Below are 18,338 nucleotides of genomic sequence, written 5' to 3'. Positions count from 1 at the left end.
TTTCGCTAGACAGATGAAACGTCGTCACGCCATCCGCTTTCCGGCGCACGATTCGGCGCTGCACCGCGTGTCGCGCATGCGCGCACCGTACACGCATGCCGCGATCGCGGCGGCCGCATCCGTGGCGACGGCGTTGACGGCGTCGTACGCCGTCGCGCGGCGAAGCCGCTTGGGGCGGCTCGTCACGCAGCGCGCTGCCGCGCCGGTTGCCATCGCGATCGCACCGGCGCTCGCGGCAATGTTCGCGGCCCCGCGTCACGCAGCGGCCGCCTCCACGCTCGCGTGCGCGATCGCCGTGCAGTACGCGCTTGCATCCGCATTCGCGGTCGCACACTGCTGCAGCGAAGCGGCGCCCACTCTGCTGTCCGTGCCAGCAAGCGCACGAACCGACCGTTTTCCTCTGTTCGCCTTACCTTGATGCAGGACCCTTCGTCATGACGCAAACCGCTTTTCGTTCCCAGCTGCTGACCTTCAACGGCGACCCGGCGCAATCGAGCCAGGCCGCGAACTACGAGGCCGACGGCCTGCTGATCGTCGACGACGGCAAGGTCGTCGCGGCCGGCCCGCATGCGCGGCTCGCGGCGACACTCGCACGCGACGCGATCGTCCACGACCTGCGCGACAAGCTGATCGTGCCCGGCTTCATCGACACGCACATCCACTATCCGCAGACGGACATGATCGCGTCGCCGGCGCCCGGCCTGCTGCCGTGGCTCGACAAGTACACGTTCCCGACCGAGCGCCAGTTCGGCGATCCGGAGCATGCGCGCGAAGTGGCCGACTTCTTCGTCGACGAACTGCTCGCATGCGGGACGACGAGCGCGCTCGTCTACTGCACCGTGCACAAGCAGTCGGCCGATGCGCTGTTCGCCGCGAGCGCCGCGCGCGACGTGCGGATGATCGCGGGCAAGGTGCTGATGGATCGCAACTGCCCCGAGTTCCTGCGCGACACCGCGCAATCGGGCTACGACGACAGTGCCGAACTGATCAGCCGCTGGCACGGCAACGGCCGGCAGCTTTACGCGCTCACACCGCGCTTCGCGCCGACGTCGACCGAGGCGCAGCTCGAGGCGTGCGGCGAACTCGCTCGCCGCCATCCGGACGTGTTCGTGCAGAGCCACGTCGCGGAAAACGTCGATGAAGTGAAATGGGTGGCCGAGCTGTTCCCCGGCCACCGCAGCTATCTCGACATCTACGATCGCTATGGGCTGCTGCGGCCGCGCGCAGTGTACGGCCACTGCATCCACCTTGACGACGAGGACCGCCGCCGGATGGCCGAGACGCGCACCGTCGTCGCCCACTGCCCGACGTCGAACTTCTTCCTCGGCAGCGGGCTGTTCGACTTCGACAAGGCGGGCGAATTCGACGTGCCCGTCACGCTCGCGACCGACGTCGGCGGCGGCACGTCGTTCTCGATGCTGCAGACGATGAACGAGGCGCACAAGGTCGCGCGGCTGTCAGGCCATCACTTGACCGCCACGCGGATGTTCTGGCTCGCGACGACCGGCGCCGCGCACGCGCTCGATCTAGCCGATACGGTCGGCACACTGGCACCACACACCGAAGCCGACTTCGTCGTGCTCGACCCGCAGGCCACGCCGCTGCTCGCGCGCCGCACGAAGCGCGCGGATTCGCTCGAGGAGTTGCTGTTCGCGTTCGCGCTGCTCGGCGACGACCGCGCCGTGTACCGCACGTACGCGGCCGGCCGGCTCGTGCACGAGCGCGGTACAGCGCGCCGCACTGCGACCCCGGCGTAACCTGCGCCGGTAAGCCTTGCTGCCGCTCCGGCGTGCGCGGCGACGCATACCGGAGCGGCCGAATCCGCATTGCACGCGGCACGCGTCGTGCTAGAATGCGGCCCTCATTGGGGAGTAGCCGCTCCGCTCGATGTCCCGCGCTTTCGGCGCGCATCGTGACGGAGGCGTCCGTCAACAGACTTGGCCGTTCGGCCATGGCGGGCGCAGCCACCAGGGCCTGGCGAGACCGATGGTTCACTGCGCGCCGCATCAGGGCCCGGCGCGCGGCGGATCGTCGCTCGCACGCACAACATCGGCCCGCGGAACCCCGTACGTGTCTCAAGCCTTCCTGATCTCCACCGGCGCCGTCGCCCTCGCTGAAATCGGCGACAAGACCCAACTGCTGTCCCTCGTGCTGGCCGCGCGCTATCGCAGGCCCGTGCCGATCATTCTCGGCGTGCTCGTCGCGACGCTCGTGAATCACGGGTTCGCCGGGGCCCTCGGCGAATGGCTCGGCGTGCTGGTCACGCCGTCGATCATGCGCTGGGCGCTCGCAATCTCTTTCATCGCGATGGGGCTGTGGATTCTCGTGCCGGACAAGCTCGACGAGGACGAAGCCAATGCGACGCGCTCGCGGCTGGGCGTGTTCGGCGCGACGCTGGTTGCATTCTTTCTCGCGGAAATGGGCGACAAGACACAAATCGCGACCGTCGCGCTCGCCGCGCGCTTCCAGGATTACATCGGCGTGGTGGCCGGCACGACGTTCGGGATGATGCTCGCGAACGTGCCGGCGATCGTGCTCGGCGACCGTTTTGCGCACCGCCTGCCGACGAAGTTCGTGCACGGCATCGCCGCGGTGCTGTTCGTCGTGCTGGGTGCGCTGGCGCTGCTGGGCGTCGGAGTTTGATTCGAGTTCGACGCACACCCGCCGCGCGCTAGCGCGCGAGCATGCGGGCGGCGCGGCCGGGGGGCCGCGCGTATCGCGATCGCGTTACTTCGCAGCCGCCGCACCCGATGCCGGGGCCGCCGGCACCGCGCGCTCGTTGGCGGCCGGCGCGGCCGGCCCGCCGCGCTTGTCGACCGGCAGCCGCACCGTACGAATCGCGCCGTTCGACAACGGGAAATCGGCGAGCGCGCTGCGCGCGAGGAACGGCATCGCGTACAGCAACGCGCCGTTGTCGCCGGTAGTGCGTGCGGTCACGTTGTAGACCTCCTTGCCGGTCGCGCGCTCGGTGATCCGGATCCCGAGCGTGTAGTCGAACACCTGATAGGTTTGCGCGACATAGCCGGCCGGCATCCCGCCCCAGGGCCCCCACGGGCCCCACGGGCCGCCCCGCCAGTACGGCCCCGGCCCCATGAACCACGGGTCGTAGTAGACGGGCTGCGGCACCGTCACCAGATCGCTGCCGACGCCGTACGTCAGCCCGACCAGATAGCGCGCCTGCGCGGCCGGCACCGGACGAAACGCGTACGCAGACAATTCGTTTGCGACGATCGGCTCGTAGGTCGACTGCTCGATGCTGTGTTTCTGCGCGTCGGTGCGCGTGAACGCGTACGTGCGTGTGGCGTCGCTGCCGCTCCAGTCCGAGAAGGCCGTGACCTGTATCGTCACATAGCTCGTGCAGCCCGCGAGCAGCGCCACGCACAGCCCCGCCACCCAGCCCGCACCGCGTTGTATCCATTCGCGTTTCATGTCGATCCTCGTCGATCCGTCATCCGTTCGTCGCACCGCGCGAAGCATACGGGATGCCGATAATACGCGGACTCCCGGAACCGGTAAAAAGTTCGCAGCGGCACGCGGCCGCAAGCCTTTGTACAATGGCCCGGTTCGCCCGGCCCGCGTCGCGGGCCCGATCCCCACTCCACCGACCTCGACGACCATGTCCGACAACGCATCTTCCACCGTGATCCGCCGCGCCGACTACACGCCGCCGGCCTTCCTCATCGATTCCGTCGCACTCGAATTCGATCTCGCACCGGCGCGCACGATCGTCAGGAATACGATGCGCGTGCGCCGCAATCCGGATGCCGCACCCAACCCGCATCTGGAGCTGATGGGCGAAGCGCTCGAATTCCTCGGCGCGCAGCTCGACCACGCACCGTATGGCGCCGTGCGCGCGCACGAACACGGCCTCACCGTCGAAAACGTGCCGGACGCGTTCGAGCTCACCATCTCGAGCGCATGCGCGCGGGACCAGAACACGACGCTGTCGGGCCTGTACGTGTCGAGCGGCAACTTCTTCACGCAGTGCGAGGCCGAAGGCTTTCGCCGCATCACCTACTTCCTCGACCGTCCCGACGTGATGGCGTCGTACACGGTCACGCTGCGCGCCGACAAGGCCGCGTATCCGGTGCTGCTGTCGAACGGCAACCTCGTCGACTCGGGCGAGTTGCCCGAAGGGCGCCACTTCGCGAAATGGGAAGACCCGTTCCGCAAGCCGAGCTACCTGTTCGCGCTGGTCGCGGGCAAGCTCGTCGCGATCGAGGAAAAAATCACCACCGGCTCCGGCAAGGAAAAGCTGTTGCAGGTATGGGTCGAACCGTCCGATCTCGACAAGACGCGCCACGCGATGGATTCGTTGATCCACTCGATCCGCTGGGACGAAAAGCGCTTCGGCCTCGAGCTCGATCTCGACCGCTTCATGATCGTCGCGGTCGGCGACTTCAACATGGGCGCGATGGAGAACAAGGGGCTCAACATCTTCAATACGAAGTACGTGCTCGCGAACCCCGAGACCGCGACCGACACCGATTTCGCGAACATCGAGTCGGTGGTCGGCCACGAGTACTTCCACAACTGGACCGGCAACCGCGTGACCTGCCGCGACTGGTTCCAGCTGAGCCTGAAGGAAGGGCTGACCGTGTTCCGCGACCAGGAATTCTCGGCCGACATGGCCGCGGGCGATGACGTGGCATCAGCGGCCCGCGCAGTCAAGCGCATCGAGGACGTGCGCGTGCTGCGCCAGCTTCAGTTCGCCGAGGACGCCGGCCCGATGGCGCACCCGGTGCGGCCGGAAAGCTACGTCGAGATCAACAACTTCTACACGATGACCGTGTACGAGAAAGGCTCGGAAGTCGTGCGGATGTATCAGACGCTGTTCGGCCGCGACGGCTTCCGCAAAGGGATGGACCTGTACTTCAAGCGCCATGACGGCCACGCGGTGACCTGCGACGACTTCCGTCACGCGATGGCCGATGCGAATGGGCGCGATCTCGCGCAGTTCGAGCGCTGGTACAGTCAGGCCGGCACGCCGCGCGTGTCGGTGCGCACCGCGTACGACGCGGCCGCGCGCCGCTACACGGTTACGCTCGCGCAGGGCTACGGCGACGCATCGCCGGCCGCGCGCGCCACGCAGCAAGGCCCGCTGCTGATTCCGTTCGCGATCGGCCTGATCGGCCGCGACGGCCGCGACCTGCCGCTGCGTGTAGACGGCGAAGCCGCTGCATCGGGCACGACGCGCGTGCTCGAGTTCACCGACACCGAGCAAACCTTCACGTTCGTCGACGTGCCGGAACAGCCGCTGCCGTCGCTGCTGCGCAATTTCTCGGCGCCGGTGATCGTCGAGTACGACTACAGCGACGACGACCTCGCGTTCCTGCTCGCGCACGACAGCGACCCGTTCAACCGCTGGGAAGCCGGCCAGCGCCTCGCCACGCGCGCGCTGCTGACGCTCGCGTCGCGCGCGGCCGCGAACGAGCCGCTCACGCTCGGCGAGAACTTCGTCGCCGCATTCCGCCGCGTGCTGACCGATGCGAGCCTGTCGCCCGCGTTCCGCGAGCTGGCGCTCACGCTGCCGTCGGAAACCTATCTGGCCGACCAGATGGCCGAAGCCGATCCGGCCGCCGTCCACCGCGCGCGCCAGTTCGTGCGCCGCCAGCTCGCGACCGCGCTGCGCGCCGACTGGCTCGCAGCTTACGAGCAGCACCAGACGCCGGGCGCGTACGAGCCGACGCCCGAGGCGTCCGGCCGCCGCGCGCTGAAGAACCTCGCGCTCGCGTATCTCGCCGAACTCGAGGATCCGGCCGACGCCGTGCGCATCGCGACCGCGCAGTACGACGCGGCGAACAACATGACCGATCGCGCGGCGGCGCTCGGCGCGCTGCTCGCCGCTGCAGCGGCCGGCGCGGACGACGCGGCCACACGTGCGCTCGACGATTTCTACCGCCGCTTCGAAAAGGAAGCGCTCGTGATCGACAAGTGGTTCGCGATGCAGGCCGCGCAGCGGGGTACGCCGGCCCGGCCGACGCTCGAGAAAGTCCGCAAGCTGATGGCCCACCCGGCGTTCAACCTGAAGAATCCGAACCGCGCGCGCTCGCTGATCTTCAGCTTCTGCGCGGCGAATCCCGCGCAATTCCACGCGGCCGACGGTTCGGGCTATGCGTTCTGGGCCGAGCAGGTGCTCGCGCTCGACGCGATCAACCCGCAGGTTGCCGCACGGCTCGCCCGTTCGCTCGAACTGTGGCGCCGCTTCACGCCCGCGCTGCGCGATCGCATGCGCGAAGCGCTCGAACAGGTCGCGTCAGGCGCCAAGTCGCGGGACGTGCGCGAGATCGTCGAGAAGGCGCTCGCGTAACCGGCCGCCGCCCAGCGATTGCCTCGCGCATTGGCGCGCAGCGAAGCCGGTGCCGTCCGTCGCGGCGCCGGCTTTTTTATCGGCCGAAGTTTGACGGGGTCGGAGCTGGACAGCGCTTTGAGCGCCTGGCCACCACGGCGCTGCAGGCCCGCTTGCGTGCACTGCCCACGCCGGAACGCGCCGTGGCCGCCACCGTGTCGTGTAACCGGACGAAAAAAGGCGGCGGCGCGCGAAGCACGGCGGGTAAAATTGCGGCAATTCAAGGATTCTTTTGGCCTCTCGGAGTCTGTCATGTCCATTGCCCGCCGCACCACGCTGTCCAAGTTCCTGATCGAGCAGCAGCGTGAGACCAACAACCTCCCCGCCGACCTCCGCCTGCTGATCGAAGTCGTCGCCCGCGCGTGCAAGGCGATCAGCTACAACGTGTCGAAGGGCGCGCTCGGCGACGCGCTCGGCACCGCCGGCAGCGAGAACGTCCAGGGCGAAGTGCAGAAGAAGCTCGACATCCTGTCGAACGAAATCCTGCTCGACGCGAACGAATGGGGCGGCAACCTTGCCGCGATGGCATCCGAGGAGATGGAAACGTTCTTCCCGATTCCCGCGAACTATCCGCGCGGCGAATACCTGCTCGTGTTCGATCCGCTGGACGGCTCGTCGAACATCGACGTGAACGTGTCGATCGGCACGATCTTCTCGGTGCTGCGCTGCCCGGACGGCAAGCAGGCCACCGAGGAATCGTTCCTGCAGCCGGGCACGCAGCAGGTCGCGGCAGGCTACGCGGTGTACGGTCCGCAAACGGTGTTCGTGCTGACGACCGGCAACGGCGTGAACTGCTTCACGCTGGACCGCGAAGTCGGCTCGTGGGTGCTCACGCAGAGCAACATGCAGATCCCCGCCGACACGCGCGAATACGCGATCAACGCGTCGAACGCCCGCCACTGGTACGAGCCGGTGCAGCGCTACGTGAACGAACTGAACGCCGGCAAGGAAGGCCCGCGCGGCGACAATTTCAACATGCGCTGGATCGCATCGATGGTCGCGGACGTACACCGGATCCTGAACCGCGGCGGCATCTTCATGTACCCGGCCGACAAGCGCACGCCCGACCGTCCGGGCAAGCTGCGCCTGATGTACGAGGCGAACCCGATGTCGTTCATCGTCGAACAGGCGGGCGGCGCCGCGACGACGGGCACGCAGCGCATCATGGAAGTGCAACCCACCGGCCTGCATCAGCGCGTACCGGTGTTCCTCGGTTCGAAGAACGAAGTCGAGCGCGTGACCGCCTATCACAACGAAGGCAAATAAATTTGCGCTGCAGCACTAGACGAAGGTGCGAGACGTCAGTACAATCGCGCCTTCGCGATGTGGCCCTGACAGGCTGCATCGCAGTGAAGTGAAAGCGGGAAATCCGCCGGATCGATGGTTTCGCGAAGCAGCAGCGGCAAGCTGAAAAAAATTTCGCAAAACCTATTGCCAAGATCGCGGAAATCACCCTATAATTTCACTTCTCTGCTGCCGGTGTAGCTCAGTTGGTAGAGCAGCGCATTCGTAATGCGAAGGTCGTAGGTTCGACTCCTATCTCCGGCACCAAGATATAAAGGCCTGACAAGTGATGCTTGTCAGGCCTTTTCTCTTTTCCGATCGCGTTTTCGGCACACGTTCCGATATTCGAAACGTGTGCACCCTTCCCCCGCGTCGTCGGCTCACGCTTCACTGCCTTGCGTTCACGCTCGACGGCGCCCGCGATCCGGCGCTCGACGATCTCGAACGATGCCTGCACGACGCCGCGCTGCCTTTCGCGCTCGTCACGCCTGCATCGCGCGCGGCACCGCATCGACTCGGGCGGTAGCCAGACGAATCGCCTGGAAAAACCCGTTCAGGGTGCATAACATTACTTAACGATTCCGACCCGTCTATCGCGTTACATTGCGAAGGCGGCGCGGCGGGTCGCAGTGCCGCCTTCATGCAGCTTGCGGCGAAACAGCCGGCGTCCGGTCATTTCGACTCAAACACAAGGAGAGGATCACCATGACTCATGGCTTGATTATGTGGCTCATCATCGGTGCGATCGCCGGCTGGCTCGCGGGACTGCTCGTCAAGGGCGGCGGGTTCGGCCTGATCGTCGACATCATCGTCGGCATCGTCGGCGCGGTGATCGGCGGCTGGCTGGCGGGACTGCTCGGCATCAGCATCGGCAGCGGCTTCATCGGTTCGGTGATCGTCGCGGTCATCGGCGCCGTGATCCTGCTGTTCGTGATCCGGCTATTCAGGCGCGCAGCCTGACGATCTTCTCGCGCGCCTTCGGGCGCGCTTTCTTTTCCATATCGGAACGGCGCGCGGCATCCGTCGCGCGCCGACATTCTCTCAACGGCGCTTGCCGCGCTGCAACCAGCCATCGAGCACGTCGATCGTCAGCAATCCGCTGCGTGCGTCGCGCGAGCCATCGCGCCCGATCCACACGGTACGCGGCATTTCTCCACGCCATCCCGCATCGAGCGCTGTCCGCAGACGTTCGGGCATCGGTTCCGCGCTCGCATACTGCGCGACCTGCGGCGGCACGTTCATCTGCGCAAGCGCCTGTGCGACGGCCGCGCCGTTATCGTCATACGCGTCCATCGCGATCATCGCGAGCTGCACGTCCGGATGCCGGCGCTGCCATGCGACGAGATGCGCGGCGTTCTCGCGGCAGTATCCGCAATCGAGCGACCAGATTTCAACCGCGAGCGGCCGTTCATGCGCGGTCGCATACAGCTTCGCGACGTCGGTCGCGCGCAGCGGCTGCAGTTCGCCGCCCCATGCCGGCAAGCTCGCGAACACCGCACCGACCCAGACCATCCATCGTTTCATCGCGCGCCCTCCACCGGGATCAGCCGGTAGCCGTCGTTGCGCGTTCGCCACGACAGATAAATGCGGCCCGCGTCGTCGAGCAGTTGCGGGTTGTCGCTTGCGCCCGACGTCGAAGCGACCACGCTTGGCGCCGACCAGTGCTCGCCGCGATCGTCCGAGCGGCGCAGCTTGATCTGCATCGAGTCGCCGTCGAACGCCTTCCACGCCAGCCACACGACGTCGCCGCGCGCCACGAGGGCCGCGTGCGACGCCTGTTCGGTTGGCCGCGCGGGATTCGCGCCGAACGCCCACGGTGTACCGCGCGGCTCGCCGTCGGTGCCGATACGCGAATAGAACACGTCGGCGCGGCCGTCGACGACACCGAACCACGCGATATGGCGCGTACCGTCCCGCGTGATCGCCAACGCCGGCCCGTGCTCGGGGCAGGCCTCGACATGCCAGTTCGAGAACGTCGCTCGCACCGGCACGACGGGCTCCGCCGCCGATACCGGCAGCACCGCGAGCGCATGATCGCGAATCTGCCCGGGGAACACGTTGCGCCATACGGCTTCGATGTTTCCAGCCGGGTCGACCGCCATCGCGATCCGGCAACATTCGCACGTGTGATCGGTCACCTTGCGCTCTGGCTCGAACGACGAACCGCCGTCGCGCGACACCGCGTAGTAGACGGCCGCGCCGTCGTAAGGCTGCGCTGCTGCTTTCGCCGCGGCGAGATCGCGCTTGTCGATCCAGGCAATCGCGATGTTGCCGGCCGGATCGACGGCCATCATGTCGAAGCGGTGCGTGATCGCTTGCCGGTCGCGATGCACGGTGACGGGCACGCTCCACGTCGCGCCCCCGTCGAGCGAACGTGCGAAGCGCACCATGCCGGTGTACGGCGCATCGAGCGGCATCGACCACGACACGTATACCGCGCGGCCGTCCGGGCTCGTCGCGAGCTTCGGCCGATTCTCCGCGCTCGTGTAGATCGGCTCGGGCATCGCGTTGACGGGCACGGGCGGGGACAGCGTGCGACCCGCGTCATCCGAATGCGCGACGACGACGTGTGCGCCCTCGACCCATGCGACCCACAGCCGGTGCCGCGCATCGAACGCGGCGCCGGTCGCGAGCGGCTGCTTCTGTTGCGTGGGCGTCGCCTGCATGCTCATGTGCGCGGCATGCGGATCGGCGGCCTTCGGCACACCGGGCGCGTCGTGCGCGCCCGCCGACGACAGCACCGCGAGCCACAGGGCGACGCCTGCTGCGACCGATTTCACAGCGACCATTTCAGTTCTCCAAAGAAAGTGCGGCCCGGATACGGGTGGAACACGTAGTAGCGGCGGTCCGTCAGGTTGTCGATGCCGACCGACGCGCTCCAGTGACGGTCGAACCGGTAGCGCGCCTTCAGATCGACGACCGTGAACACGCTCGTGCCGCCGTACACGTCGGGATTCACGTCGCTGTTGTCGAGTGTGTTGAACTGGCGGCCCGAATAGCGCACGCCGACGCTCGCGAGCAAGTGCTCGTCGAAGCGGTATGACGCAAGCAGGTTCGCGCGCATGCGCGGAATCCGCGGAAAGCGCGAGCCGACGTACGCGGGATTTGCGGCGTCTGCGAGGATCTGCGCATTGCTAGCCGACACGTTCGCGTCGATGTCGAGGCCGCGCAGCCCGACGTTCTGGCCGCTGAAGCCCAGCTCGACGCCGCGCACGCGCACGCGGTCGACGTTCGAGATGTTGGTGACGGTCGACGCGCCCGACACCGTCGTCTGGCTGTAAATCGAATCGCGCAGGTCGCTCTGGAACACGCTCGCGCGCACGACGCCGACACCCACGTCGCGCTCGGCCGTGAAGTCCCAGTCGATCGCCTTCTCCGGCCGCAGGCTCGGGTTGTTGTTGACGATCGCGTTGTTCGAGATCGTGCCCTGGAACAGTTCGCCGACCGTCGGGAAACGCGTGCCGGTCGCAAACGACAGACGGAAGCGCCAGACGTCCGTCGCATCCCATTGCACGGCGACCTTCGGCGACAGCGCGTTTGCACTGCGGTCGGCATAGCCAAGCGTGCCGCTCGCGTTGCCGAGCGCGCCGCCGTACGCATCCCAGCGCTCGTAGCGCAGGCCGAGCGTTGCGAGCCAGCGCGGTGCGAAATGCCACGCATCCTGCGCGAACAGCGCCTGTGTGCGCGTATCGCCCCGGTACACGCTGGCGACCGACGTGGTCGGCCCGGCCAGCCAGTCGGCCGTGTTGTACGTGACGTTGCGCAGGAAATAGTTGTCGTAGTGATAACCGACCGTGAATGTGTGGCCCTTCACTTGCGGCGCCTCAGCCTTGAGATCGAGCGTGCGCCAGCCGGTGCCGTCACCCTGGAACAGCGTGCCGGCACCGCCCTGCACCGTCGACGCCGAGCGCAGCACGTCCCGCGACACGTCGTACGCGGACACCACGCCCGACAGCCGCCAGCCCGAATCCAGCCGGCCGTTGAGTCCGAGCGCGTACAGCCAGTTCTCCTGGTCGCCGCGCTGCGGCGCGAACGCGCTCGGCGCGACGGTCATGTTCCGGCCGCCGATCGACACGTTGCCGCCGTATACCGGATTGCCGGCCGCATCGCGCAGGAAGGTAGCGCCGTGCTGCCGGTAATGGTTCTCCCAGTGGCCGAGCGTCAGTGTCGCGTCGACGTGGTCGGTGAACGCGTAGCCCATTCGGACCGTCTCGTTCAGCTGCTCGGTGCGCTCGATGTTCTGCGCGCCGACGATCGTGCGCGGCTTGCCGTTGGGCCCGATGTCGGTCGCCGCGCCCGTCACGGGCACCGCGCCGCCGAGCCGCGGGTTGTACGTGGAATTGGGGCTCGCGTACTGCATCGGCTGACCGTCGTTCTCGAGCCTGTCCAGCGACAGCGAGAACCAGAATTTGCCGACGCGGTTCGCGATCCGCGCGGTCTGGTGATTGCCGCCGAAACTGTCCGCAAAGCCATAGCCGTCGTGATAGCGCTGCGTGAAGAACTGCGTCGACAGCGATGCCTCGAGCTTGTCGGGGCGCCGCGTCGTCAGCAGCACGGTCGAGCCGATCGCATTGCCCGGGTACAGCGCCGAAAAAGGACCATACAGCACGTCCACGCGGGCGATGTCGTCCGGCGCGATCAGCGACCAGCGCGGCGGATACGCGTAGCTCGAACCGAGCAGGTTCGACAGCAGCAAGCCGTCGGCATACACGAGCCCGCGCGCACTCTGCAGTTCGTTGAAGTCGCGGCCGGCGAACACGCTGTTGCGGTCGCCGATGTAGCGCTTGCGCACCATCAGGTTGGGCGCGTATTTCAGCGCATCCTCGGTCGTGACGTTGGTGTGCGCGTCGATCTGCTCGCGCGTAATCGAGTGGACGACGGCCGGCGTATCGGGATCGATCGCCTGTCGCTGCGCGGTGATACTGACCGCACTCAGCGTATCGCCCGTCGGAGCCGGTGCGACTGCGGCAACCGCAGCAGCATCGGGCCCGGCCGGATTGCGGGAATCGCGCGCCGCCGGAGCGGAGGGTGCGCGATCGATGGAGGCCGCCTGTGCGGCCGGCCAGGCAAAAGCGGCCGCGCACGCGAGCGCGAGCCGACCGCGCGACGCTCGCGCGGCGAAGGTATGCGACATGGAGCCATTCCTGAAAACGTGACCGGATACCGCCGGACACGAGCCGCCGCGCCACGCCGATGCGGCGCGACGCGCGATCCGTGTCGCGAGCGGCACGCGCGCCACCGGGGCGCGCGGACGATATCAATCAGACAGGGACGTTTTCAGGCGGGCCGCGCGGCTGCGCGAGCCGAATGCCGTTGCGCGGAAAATCGGCAACGACAGGCGCGGCAGCGCGGTAGGCGAACGTGCGTACGAAACCCGGCAGCGCCGGCAGGCTCGTGCCGAGCGCAACGTTCGCTGCGAAGCCCGGACAGTACACGCAGTGCGCCACGCCGGCATGGTCGAGCGACGACGTGCCGCGGTCGTCGCCGGACTGTGCGAGCACGATCTGGCGGGCGCCTGCCGCACTGCACAATTCGAGCGTGAGCTCGCCTGAACCGCTCGACGCGAGGCGCGCATAGCCGACGACGGGCGACAGTACGTTCAGTACCAGCGCCAGCCATACGAGGCCAATCCATCGCGTCGTTCGTTTCATCGAGGTCCAGGAAAAAGTGCGCGCCAGTATAACAAGCGCCCCGATTGTTGCCGACTGCGCAGCCTGCAATAGCGGGCATCACGCGGCGCGCGGCGATGCATGTGCCGTTAATACAACAGAGACAAAATCTAACGATTCGCCGCTGGCATAAATCCAAGCACGAGGTTGATAATTATTGAACCTGCTGGAGAAACGACCATGGACGAAAGACCAACCCGCATGCCCCCGCCCGAGCAAGTGATGAGCCCGGATCCGGAACCGGTCGGCGTGGAATTCCTCGCCGAATTGCCCGAGCACGTCCGGGCATTCTTCGACGAGCAGCACAAGCTGTACTCGCCGAAGTGAACCTGCGTTCCGTTCTGTAACCGCCGCGTGTCGATCGAGATCGTGCGGTTCATCGCTGCGTTTTCGGCGCAGATCGCATCGCACCCGGGCTGCAACGGCCTGACGGTGCCGGATCAGCGCGCCCGCTGATTCTTCTGTCGCGACGTTCCGCCGCGCGACTGTCTTCGTCTATCCTTCTGGTTTTCCGTCTCCGGCCCACCGGGCTACCCCGACCATTCCAATGAAGCAAGCCATTCGTGCCAGCCTCGCTGTCGCCGTGCTCGGCGTCGCCGCCCTTTCGTCATCGACAGTCGCCCGCGCAGACGGCGACGATACCGCGCTCACCAATCTCGTTGCGCTCGCATCTCAGCGACTTGCGCTGGCTGAACCCGTCGCACGATGGAAATGGGCCAACCACAAGGCCATCGAGGACGGGCCGCGGGAGGCGGCACTGCTCGCGTCGGTGGAAAAGCGTGCGGAACAGTCCGGTGTCGATGCGGCCTTCGCCCGGACGTTCTTCCAGGATCAGATTGCCGCGAGCAAGGAGGTGCAGAACGCGCTCTTTGCAACGTGGCGCGCGACACGCCCGCCCGAAGGCACACCGCCCGACCTCGCGACCAGCACACGACCGGCGCTCGACCAGCTCACGCAGAAAATGCTGGCCGGTCTCGCGCAGGTGGCGCCGCTGCGCGACGCACCGGACTGCCAGGCGCGGCTTGCCCGCAGCATCGCGAGTTGGAAGACGCTCACCCGCTACGATGCGACCGGGACACGGGCTCTCGGCACCGCGCTGTCGCATGTCTGCGCCGCCGGCGGCGCCAGCGCGATCGGCTGAGCGCGCGCGACGGCACCCGCGGCCAGTGGCGTGCCGCGCTCAGCCAGCCGGCACGGACGCCGCGAGCGGGATCAGTTGCAGTCCGCGTGCGAGATGGGTCTGCAGCAGGCGATGGGTGTGCGGCTCGAACGACCGTTCCGGCCCGTCGGCCGCGAGCTGCGCGGCCGCATCGAGCGACTCGGCTGCACCGAGGTAGCGCCAGCCGTCGATCACGTGAAAGAAGCGGCGCTCGCCGCTCGCTTCGAACGCGACCGCGCCGTCGAACGGCCAGGGCGCGCTGCCCGGCCGCGCCGCGTTCGCGGCGGGACGCCGGTTGTATGACGGACGCAACTGCGCGATCCACTGCGCTTCAGCGAGCATCGCGCCCAGTTCGTTGCCGGTCTCCTGCCATTCGACACGCCGCACCTGCTGGGCAAGCCGCATTTCCTTCGACGAGCGTCGCTCGCCGGTCAGCAGCGCGCGCAGGCGCTGCCGCACGCGCACGCTGCGCCCGACGTACAGGGCTGCATCGCCGTCGCCGAACAGCGCATACGCTCCGCATCCGGCCGGCGCGGTATCGAGCCACGCTTCGGTCAGGTCACCGCCCAGGCGAAAGTGACGCGTCGTGCGCGCGATCTGGTCGCGCAGCCGCTCGATCGGCACGATTTCGTGCAGTCGCCGCCAGAACTGCCACAGCAGATCGGCATCGGCGAGCGCCCGGTGGCGAGCCGCCGGTACGAGGCCATGCCGCTCGATCAACGCATCGAGGCCATGCCGCGACTCGCGCGGAAACAGCGCGCGCGACAACCGCACCGTGCAAAGCACGTCCGGATTGAACGCAATGCCGGCACGCTCGAATTCGGCTCGCAGGAAGCCGCGGTCGAAGCTCGCGTTGTGCGCAACGAACAGCTTGCCGTCGAGTCGCTCGAACAACGCGGGCGCGAGCGACGCGAACGACGGCGCATCTCGCACCATCTCCTCCGAAATTCCGGTCAGTTGCTGGATGAAGGGGGGGATCGGCTGCCCCGGGTTGACGAGCGTCGTCCACGTCGATACGCCGAGCGGCCCGATTTCGACCACGCCGATTTCGGTGATGCGGTGTTCGGCGGACGAGCCGCCGGTGGTTTCAAGATCGACGAAAACGAGCGGCTGTTCGCTGGCGGGATCGGACGGACGGGAATCGGACATGAAAAGACAGGGAAACGATGCTTCCGTGAGTATGCACCGGCATGCGTGCTCACGACCAGTGCGGGCCGGCATCGGTTCGCCCGACGGCGCCTTCCGCGCGCCAGAATGCAAAAGGCCCCCGCATTGCGGGGGCCGGACATGATCGGCAATGCGTGGCGTGTCAGACCGCCTGGATATTCGCTGCCTGCTTGCCTTTCGGCCCGACTTTCACTTCGAAGGAAACGCGCTGGTTTTCCTTCAGCGTTTTGAAGCCGTCCATCCGGATTTCGGAAAAGTGGGCAAACAGATCTTCCCCGCCGTTGTCCGACGTAATGAAACCAAAGCCTTTAGCATCGTTAAACCATTTTACGATACCGGTATCCATACCTTCGTTCCCCACTCGTTTAGATCAAAAAAGCTACTGTTATAGCGCCTCCCGCATTCCCGCGGCAGCACGCCGAGACCCACCCTCAGCGCTCCGCCAGGGGACGGAGTGCTGACTTTATAAATTGGACAATCCGCGCGCGTCAAGGAAATTTTTCGCGCGTTGTTTATCAAGAAAACATCAATAGCGCTGGAATCGATACACCATCGTCTTTTATTAATTGATCCGCGCGGGAAACCTGTCAATATTACCTGGGCACGCTCGTAGATAATCGAGATGATGAAAAACCTACCGGGCGAAAATCGGGTCGGAAAAATCCTCGGGTTTTTTCCGGGTTGCGAAAAACGAAGCGCGTTGCGATGCTGAAGTCATCAGGATGAAAGGAGAAGGTCATGTGGCTGGACGCACTCAAGCGCTTCGCGAGCCGGTTCGCGCGCGTGCGCCGAAAGTCCCGCGCGCTGGCCGAGTCCCGTGAGCTGCTTTGCGACACCGAGTTCGACCCGACGTGGCACGGCGATCATTGGCAGAACCTGTTGGCGTCACCGTTGGACGCCCGTCACTATGTGATGGAAGACTGGACGTACACGCCGCCGCAGGCGGAAACCGACGACACGGAACCGGCCGTCAAGCGCAAGCGACGCTCGTACATGCAATAGGAAGGTGGAAGGACCAGGACGACGGGCAAAAAAAAGCGCGACTGGGAAGTCGCGCCGACAAAGGTTTGGAGATCTTTTCCGTCAACGAAAAAGTCTGCTTCGGAAAGCAGAGATCGCAGTATAGCGAGAGAACATCCTTTCATTATCCATAGTGCGCACAAACCTCTATTGCCGATGTGTCAATAATCGGCTTGCACGCGCGCGGACAGCGCCTTGCACGTCCTCCTGTCGCAATCGTGCAACGGCTTCTTGCAGTGGCCTGATGAAGCGCTGCGCATGCTGCATCGCGGCGAACCGTTGATGGCTGCGGCTCGCCGGGCATTCGTCCATTCTTGCGCGTTCTAAAATACAGTATTGCAGTCAACGGTTTCCTTCAGCGCCCCGCGTGATCCGTACACTGCAGATGGATTTCCGACGAGGGGCGGCGCCCCGCGCGCACGGTATCGACGACCCGCGATGCCGCAGATGCCCGCAACAGGTTCGATCGACCTCATCCTGTTTGGAGACAGATCATGAAAAAGACCCTGATCGTCGCGGTATTGGCCGGCGCGTCCGCCACCGCCGCCCATGCGCAAAGCAGCGTCACGCTGTACGGGCTGATCGACGCGGGCATCACCTACACGAACAACCAGGGCGGCCATAGTGCGTGGCAGGAGACGTCCGGCTCGATCAACGGCAGCCGCTGGGGCTTGCGCGGCACCGAGGATCTCGGCGGCGGACTGAAGGCGATCTTCACGCTGGAAAACGGCTTCGGCATCAACAACGGCACACTGAAGCAGAATGGCCGCGAGTTCGGCCGGCAGGCGTTCGTCGGGCTCGCGGACACCCGCTTCGGCTCGTTGACGCTCGGCCGCCAGTACGACAGCGTCGTCGATTACCTCGGCCCGCTGTCGCTCACCGGCACGCAGTACGGCGGCACGCAGTTCGCGCACCCGTTCGACAACGACAACCTGAACAACTCGTTCCGGATCAACAACTCGGTCAAATACCAGAGCGCGAACTACGGCGGCCTGAAGTTCGGCGCACTGTACGGCTTCTCGAACTCGACCGATTTCTCGAACAACCGTGCATACAGCGTGGGCGCGTCGTACAGCTACATGGGCTTCAACGTCGCGGCCGCGTACATGCAGTTGAACAACAACATCAACGCGCTGGCGCTCGCGGCCAGCGATCCGGGCGCGGTGGCCGGCGACTGGACGTTCGCGGCCAGCCGACAGCGCACGTGGGGCGCCGGTCTCAACTATGGGTTCGGCCCTGCGACGGCTGGCTTCGTATTCACGCAGACGCGGCTGACCGATTCAGCCCGCATCAGCGCCGGACAGTCTGGCGTAACGGGCGGCATCCCGCTTGCGGGCGGCACGCGCTTCAACAATTACGAAGTCAACGGCCGCTATGCGCTGACGCCGGCGTTCTCGCTCGCAGGTTCGTACACCTATACCGACGGCCGGATCGACGGCCAGACGCCGAGCTGGCACCAGTTCAACCTGCAGGCCGACTACGCGCTGTCGAAGCGCACCGACCTGTACCTCCAGGGCGAATATCAGCGGGTCAATGCGGATGGCCTGGCGATCGGCGCGAACATCAACGGGCTCGGCACCGCGTCGTCGACGAACAAGCAGATCGCGGTCACGGCCGGCATGCGCCACCGCTTCTGAGCCGGTCGCCCTGCGCGTCATTCGCGTGACGTCGCGATCACGAAGCGCCCCGC

General features: G+C 66.2%; 18 protein-coding genes, 1 tRNA gene and 1 riboswitch. Of the genes, 12 read left to right on the top strand and 7 right to left on the bottom strand.

Features of this window, described 5'->3' with window-relative positions:
* The first annotated feature begins 13 nt into the window (after positions 1-13).
* The 3 genes from KDW55_RS01080 to KDW55_RS01070 all read left to right on the top strand — a co-directional run bounded on the left by KDW55_RS01080 (position 14) and on the right by KDW55_RS01070 (position 2,643).
* The gene (locus KDW55_RS01080; protein WP_212159827.1) at positions 14-418 is read left to right on the top strand and encodes a hypothetical protein; all 405 of its coding nucleotides are present in this window, start codon (positions 14-16) and stop codon (positions 416-418) included.
* A 16-nt stretch (positions 419-434) separates the two neighbouring features.
* Positions 435-1,757, top strand: a complete 1,323-nt coding sequence (gene guaD, locus KDW55_RS01075) for a guanine deaminase (protein ID WP_212159826.1) — start codon at positions 435-437, stop codon at positions 1,755-1,757.
* A 94-nt stretch (positions 1,758-1,851) separates the two neighbouring features.
* Positions 1,852-1,992: riboswitch (yybP-ykoY riboswitch) on the top strand.
* A gap of 78 nt (positions 1,993-2,070) precedes the next feature.
* A complete protein-coding gene (locus KDW55_RS01070; protein WP_040143667.1) occupies positions 2,071-2,643 on the top strand; it encodes a TMEM165/GDT1 family protein in 573 nt (190 codons plus the stop codon).
* 84 nt (positions 2,644-2,727) lie between these two features.
* Here KDW55_RS01070 and KDW55_RS01065 read toward each other — a convergent pair whose 3' ends face one another.
* Complete coding sequence (locus KDW55_RS01065; RefSeq protein ID WP_212159825.1) at positions 2,728-3,429, bottom strand: DUF4136 domain-containing protein; 702 nt, start codon at positions 3,427-3,429, stop codon at positions 2,728-2,730.
* 187 nt (positions 3,430-3,616) lie between these two features.
* On the opposite strand from KDW55_RS01065, the gene pepN reads away from it, so the two are divergent.
* From pepN to KDW55_RS01040, 5 genes are all read left to right on the top strand, one after another.
* The gene (gene pepN, locus KDW55_RS01060; RefSeq protein ID WP_212197799.1) at positions 3,617-6,310 is read left to right on the top strand and encodes an aminopeptidase N; all 2,694 of its coding nucleotides are present in this window, start codon (positions 3,617-3,619) and stop codon (positions 6,308-6,310) included.
* A gap of 291 nt (positions 6,311-6,601) precedes the next feature.
* A complete protein-coding gene (locus KDW55_RS01055; RefSeq protein ID WP_040143664.1) occupies positions 6,602-7,615 on the top strand; it encodes a class 1 fructose-bisphosphatase in 1,014 nt (337 codons plus the stop codon).
* Positions 7,616-7,824: 209 nt separating this feature from the next.
* Positions 7,825-7,900, top strand: a tRNA-Thr gene (locus tag KDW55_RS01050).
* Positions 7,901-7,985: 85 nt separating this feature from the next.
* A complete protein-coding gene (locus tag KDW55_RS01045; protein ID WP_156789004.1) occupies positions 7,986-8,159 on the top strand; it encodes a hypothetical protein in 174 nt (57 codons plus the stop codon).
* Positions 8,160-8,338: 179 nt separating this feature from the next.
* On the top strand, positions 8,339-8,593 hold the full coding sequence (locus tag KDW55_RS01040) for a GlsB/YeaQ/YmgE family stress response membrane protein (RefSeq protein ID WP_006476609.1): 255 nt from the start codon (positions 8,339-8,341) through the stop codon (positions 8,591-8,593).
* 81 nt (positions 8,594-8,674) lie between these two features.
* Here KDW55_RS01040 and KDW55_RS01035 read toward each other — a convergent pair whose 3' ends face one another.
* The 4 genes from KDW55_RS01035 to KDW55_RS01020 all read right to left on the bottom strand — a co-directional run bounded on the left by KDW55_RS01035 (position 8,675) and on the right by KDW55_RS01020 (position 13,284).
* Complete coding sequence (locus KDW55_RS01035; RefSeq protein WP_069241094.1) at positions 8,675-9,157, bottom strand: TlpA disulfide reductase family protein; 483 nt, start codon at positions 9,155-9,157, stop codon at positions 8,675-8,677.
* Entirely contained in the window at positions 9,154-10,422 is a 1,269-nt protein-coding gene (locus tag KDW55_RS01030; protein WP_212159824.1) for a sialidase family protein, read from the bottom strand. Before KDW55_RS01030 ends, KDW55_RS01035 begins: the two co-directional genes overlap by 4 nt.
* Entirely contained in the window at positions 10,410-12,767 is a 2,358-nt protein-coding gene (locus KDW55_RS01025) for a TonB-dependent receptor (RefSeq protein WP_212159823.1), read from the bottom strand. Before KDW55_RS01025 ends, KDW55_RS01030 begins: the two co-directional genes overlap by 13 nt.
* A 127-nt stretch (positions 12,768-12,894) precedes the next feature.
* A complete protein-coding gene (locus KDW55_RS01020; protein WP_040143661.1) occupies positions 12,895-13,284 on the bottom strand; it encodes a DUF2946 domain-containing protein in 390 nt (129 codons plus the stop codon).
* Between the two features lie 198 nt (positions 13,285-13,482).
* Between KDW55_RS01020 and KDW55_RS01015 the strand changes: the two genes are divergently transcribed.
* Both KDW55_RS01015 and KDW55_RS01010 read left to right on the top strand, forming a co-directional pair.
* On the top strand, positions 13,483-13,629 hold the full coding sequence (locus KDW55_RS01015) for a hypothetical protein (protein ID WP_009690993.1): 147 nt from the start codon (positions 13,483-13,485) through the stop codon (positions 13,627-13,629).
* A gap of 220 nt (positions 13,630-13,849) precedes the next feature.
* Complete coding sequence (locus KDW55_RS01010) at positions 13,850-14,443, top strand: chorismate mutase (protein ID WP_069241091.1); 594 nt, start codon at positions 13,850-13,852, stop codon at positions 14,441-14,443.
* A gap of 39 nt (positions 14,444-14,482) precedes the next feature.
* Here KDW55_RS01010 and KDW55_RS01005 read toward each other — a convergent pair whose 3' ends face one another.
* Positions 14,483-15,610, bottom strand: a complete 1,128-nt coding sequence (locus KDW55_RS01005) for an exonuclease domain-containing protein (RefSeq protein WP_069241090.1) — start codon at positions 15,608-15,610, stop codon at positions 14,483-14,485.
* A 160-nt stretch (positions 15,611-15,770) separates the two neighbouring features.
* Positions 15,771-15,974 (bottom strand): cold-shock protein, encoded by a 204-nt coding sequence (locus KDW55_RS01000; protein ID WP_027783827.1) that lies wholly within the window; start codon positions 15,972-15,974, stop codon positions 15,771-15,773.
* Between the two features lie 392 nt (positions 15,975-16,366).
* Here KDW55_RS01000 and KDW55_RS00995 point away from each other — a divergent pair, with 392 nt between their 5' ends.
* Positions 16,367-16,630 (top strand): hypothetical protein, encoded by a 264-nt coding sequence (locus KDW55_RS00995; RefSeq protein ID WP_212159822.1) that lies wholly within the window; start codon positions 16,367-16,369, stop codon positions 16,628-16,630.
* A gap of 512 nt (positions 16,631-17,142) precedes the next feature.
* Positions 17,143-18,285, top strand: coding sequence for a porin (locus tag KDW55_RS00990; RefSeq protein WP_040143657.1), 1,143 nt, complete (start codon positions 17,143-17,145; stop codon positions 18,283-18,285).
* Positions 18,286-18,338 lie beyond the last annotated feature (53 nt).

Origin of the sequence: Burkholderia sp. AU19243 (assembly GCF_018148075.1) — a bacterium.
Lineage (GTDB): Bacteria > Pseudomonadota > Gammaproteobacteria > Burkholderiales > Burkholderiaceae > Burkholderia > Burkholderia latens_A.
The sequence above is the reverse complement of the archived record's forward strand: the minus strand, read 5'-3'. Positions and strand labels throughout refer to the sequence as shown.

Excerpts from the sequence above, each read along its gene's own strand:
- KDW55_RS01040 (WP_006476609.1), top strand. The coding sequence starts at position 8,339 with ATGACTCATGGCTTGATTATGTGGCTCATCATCGGTGCGATCGCCGGC.
- pepN (WP_212197799.1), top strand. The coding sequence starts at position 3,617 with ATGTCCGACAACGCATCTTCCACCGTGATCCGCCGCGCCGACTACACG.
- KDW55_RS01020 (WP_040143661.1), bottom strand. The coding sequence starts at position 13,284 with ATGAAACGAACGACGCGATGGATTGGCCTCGTATGGCTGGCGCTGGTA.
- KDW55_RS01000 (WP_027783827.1), bottom strand. The coding sequence starts at position 15,974 with ATGGATACCGGTATCGTAAAATGGTTTAACGATGCTAAAGGCTTTGGT.
- KDW55_RS01055 (WP_040143664.1), top strand. The coding sequence starts at position 6,602 with ATGTCCATTGCCCGCCGCACCACGCTGTCCAAGTTCCTGATCGAGCAG.
- KDW55_RS01030 (WP_212159824.1), bottom strand. The coding sequence starts at position 10,422 with ATGGTCGCTGTGAAATCGGTCGCAGCAGGCGTCGCCCTGTGGCTCGCG.
- KDW55_RS01080 (WP_212159827.1), top strand. The coding sequence starts at position 14 with ATGAAACGTCGTCACGCCATCCGCTTTCCGGCGCACGATTCGGCGCTG.
- KDW55_RS01010 (WP_069241091.1), top strand. The coding sequence starts at position 13,850 with ATGAAGCAAGCCATTCGTGCCAGCCTCGCTGTCGCCGTGCTCGGCGTC.
- KDW55_RS00990 (WP_040143657.1), top strand. The coding sequence starts at position 17,143 with ATGAAAAAGACCCTGATCGTCGCGGTATTGGCCGGCGCGTCCGCCACC.
- KDW55_RS01065 (WP_212159825.1), bottom strand. The coding sequence starts at position 3,429 with ATGAAACGCGAATGGATACAACGCGGTGCGGGCTGGGTGGCGGGGCTG.
- KDW55_RS01035 (WP_069241094.1), bottom strand. The coding sequence starts at position 9,157 with ATGAAACGATGGATGGTCTGGGTCGGTGCGGTGTTCGCGAGCTTGCCG.
- KDW55_RS01025 (WP_212159823.1), bottom strand. The coding sequence starts at position 12,767 with ATGTCGCATACCTTCGCCGCGCGAGCGTCGCGCGGTCGGCTCGCGCTC.
- KDW55_RS00995 (WP_212159822.1), top strand. The coding sequence starts at position 16,367 with ATGTGGCTGGACGCACTCAAGCGCTTCGCGAGCCGGTTCGCGCGCGTG.
- KDW55_RS01015 (WP_009690993.1), top strand. The coding sequence starts at position 13,483 with ATGGACGAAAGACCAACCCGCATGCCCCCGCCCGAGCAAGTGATGAGC.
- KDW55_RS01005 (WP_069241090.1), bottom strand. The coding sequence starts at position 15,610 with ATGTCCGATTCCCGTCCGTCCGATCCCGCCAGCGAACAGCCGCTCGTT.
- guaD (WP_212159826.1), top strand. The coding sequence starts at position 435 with ATGACGCAAACCGCTTTTCGTTCCCAGCTGCTGACCTTCAACGGCGAC.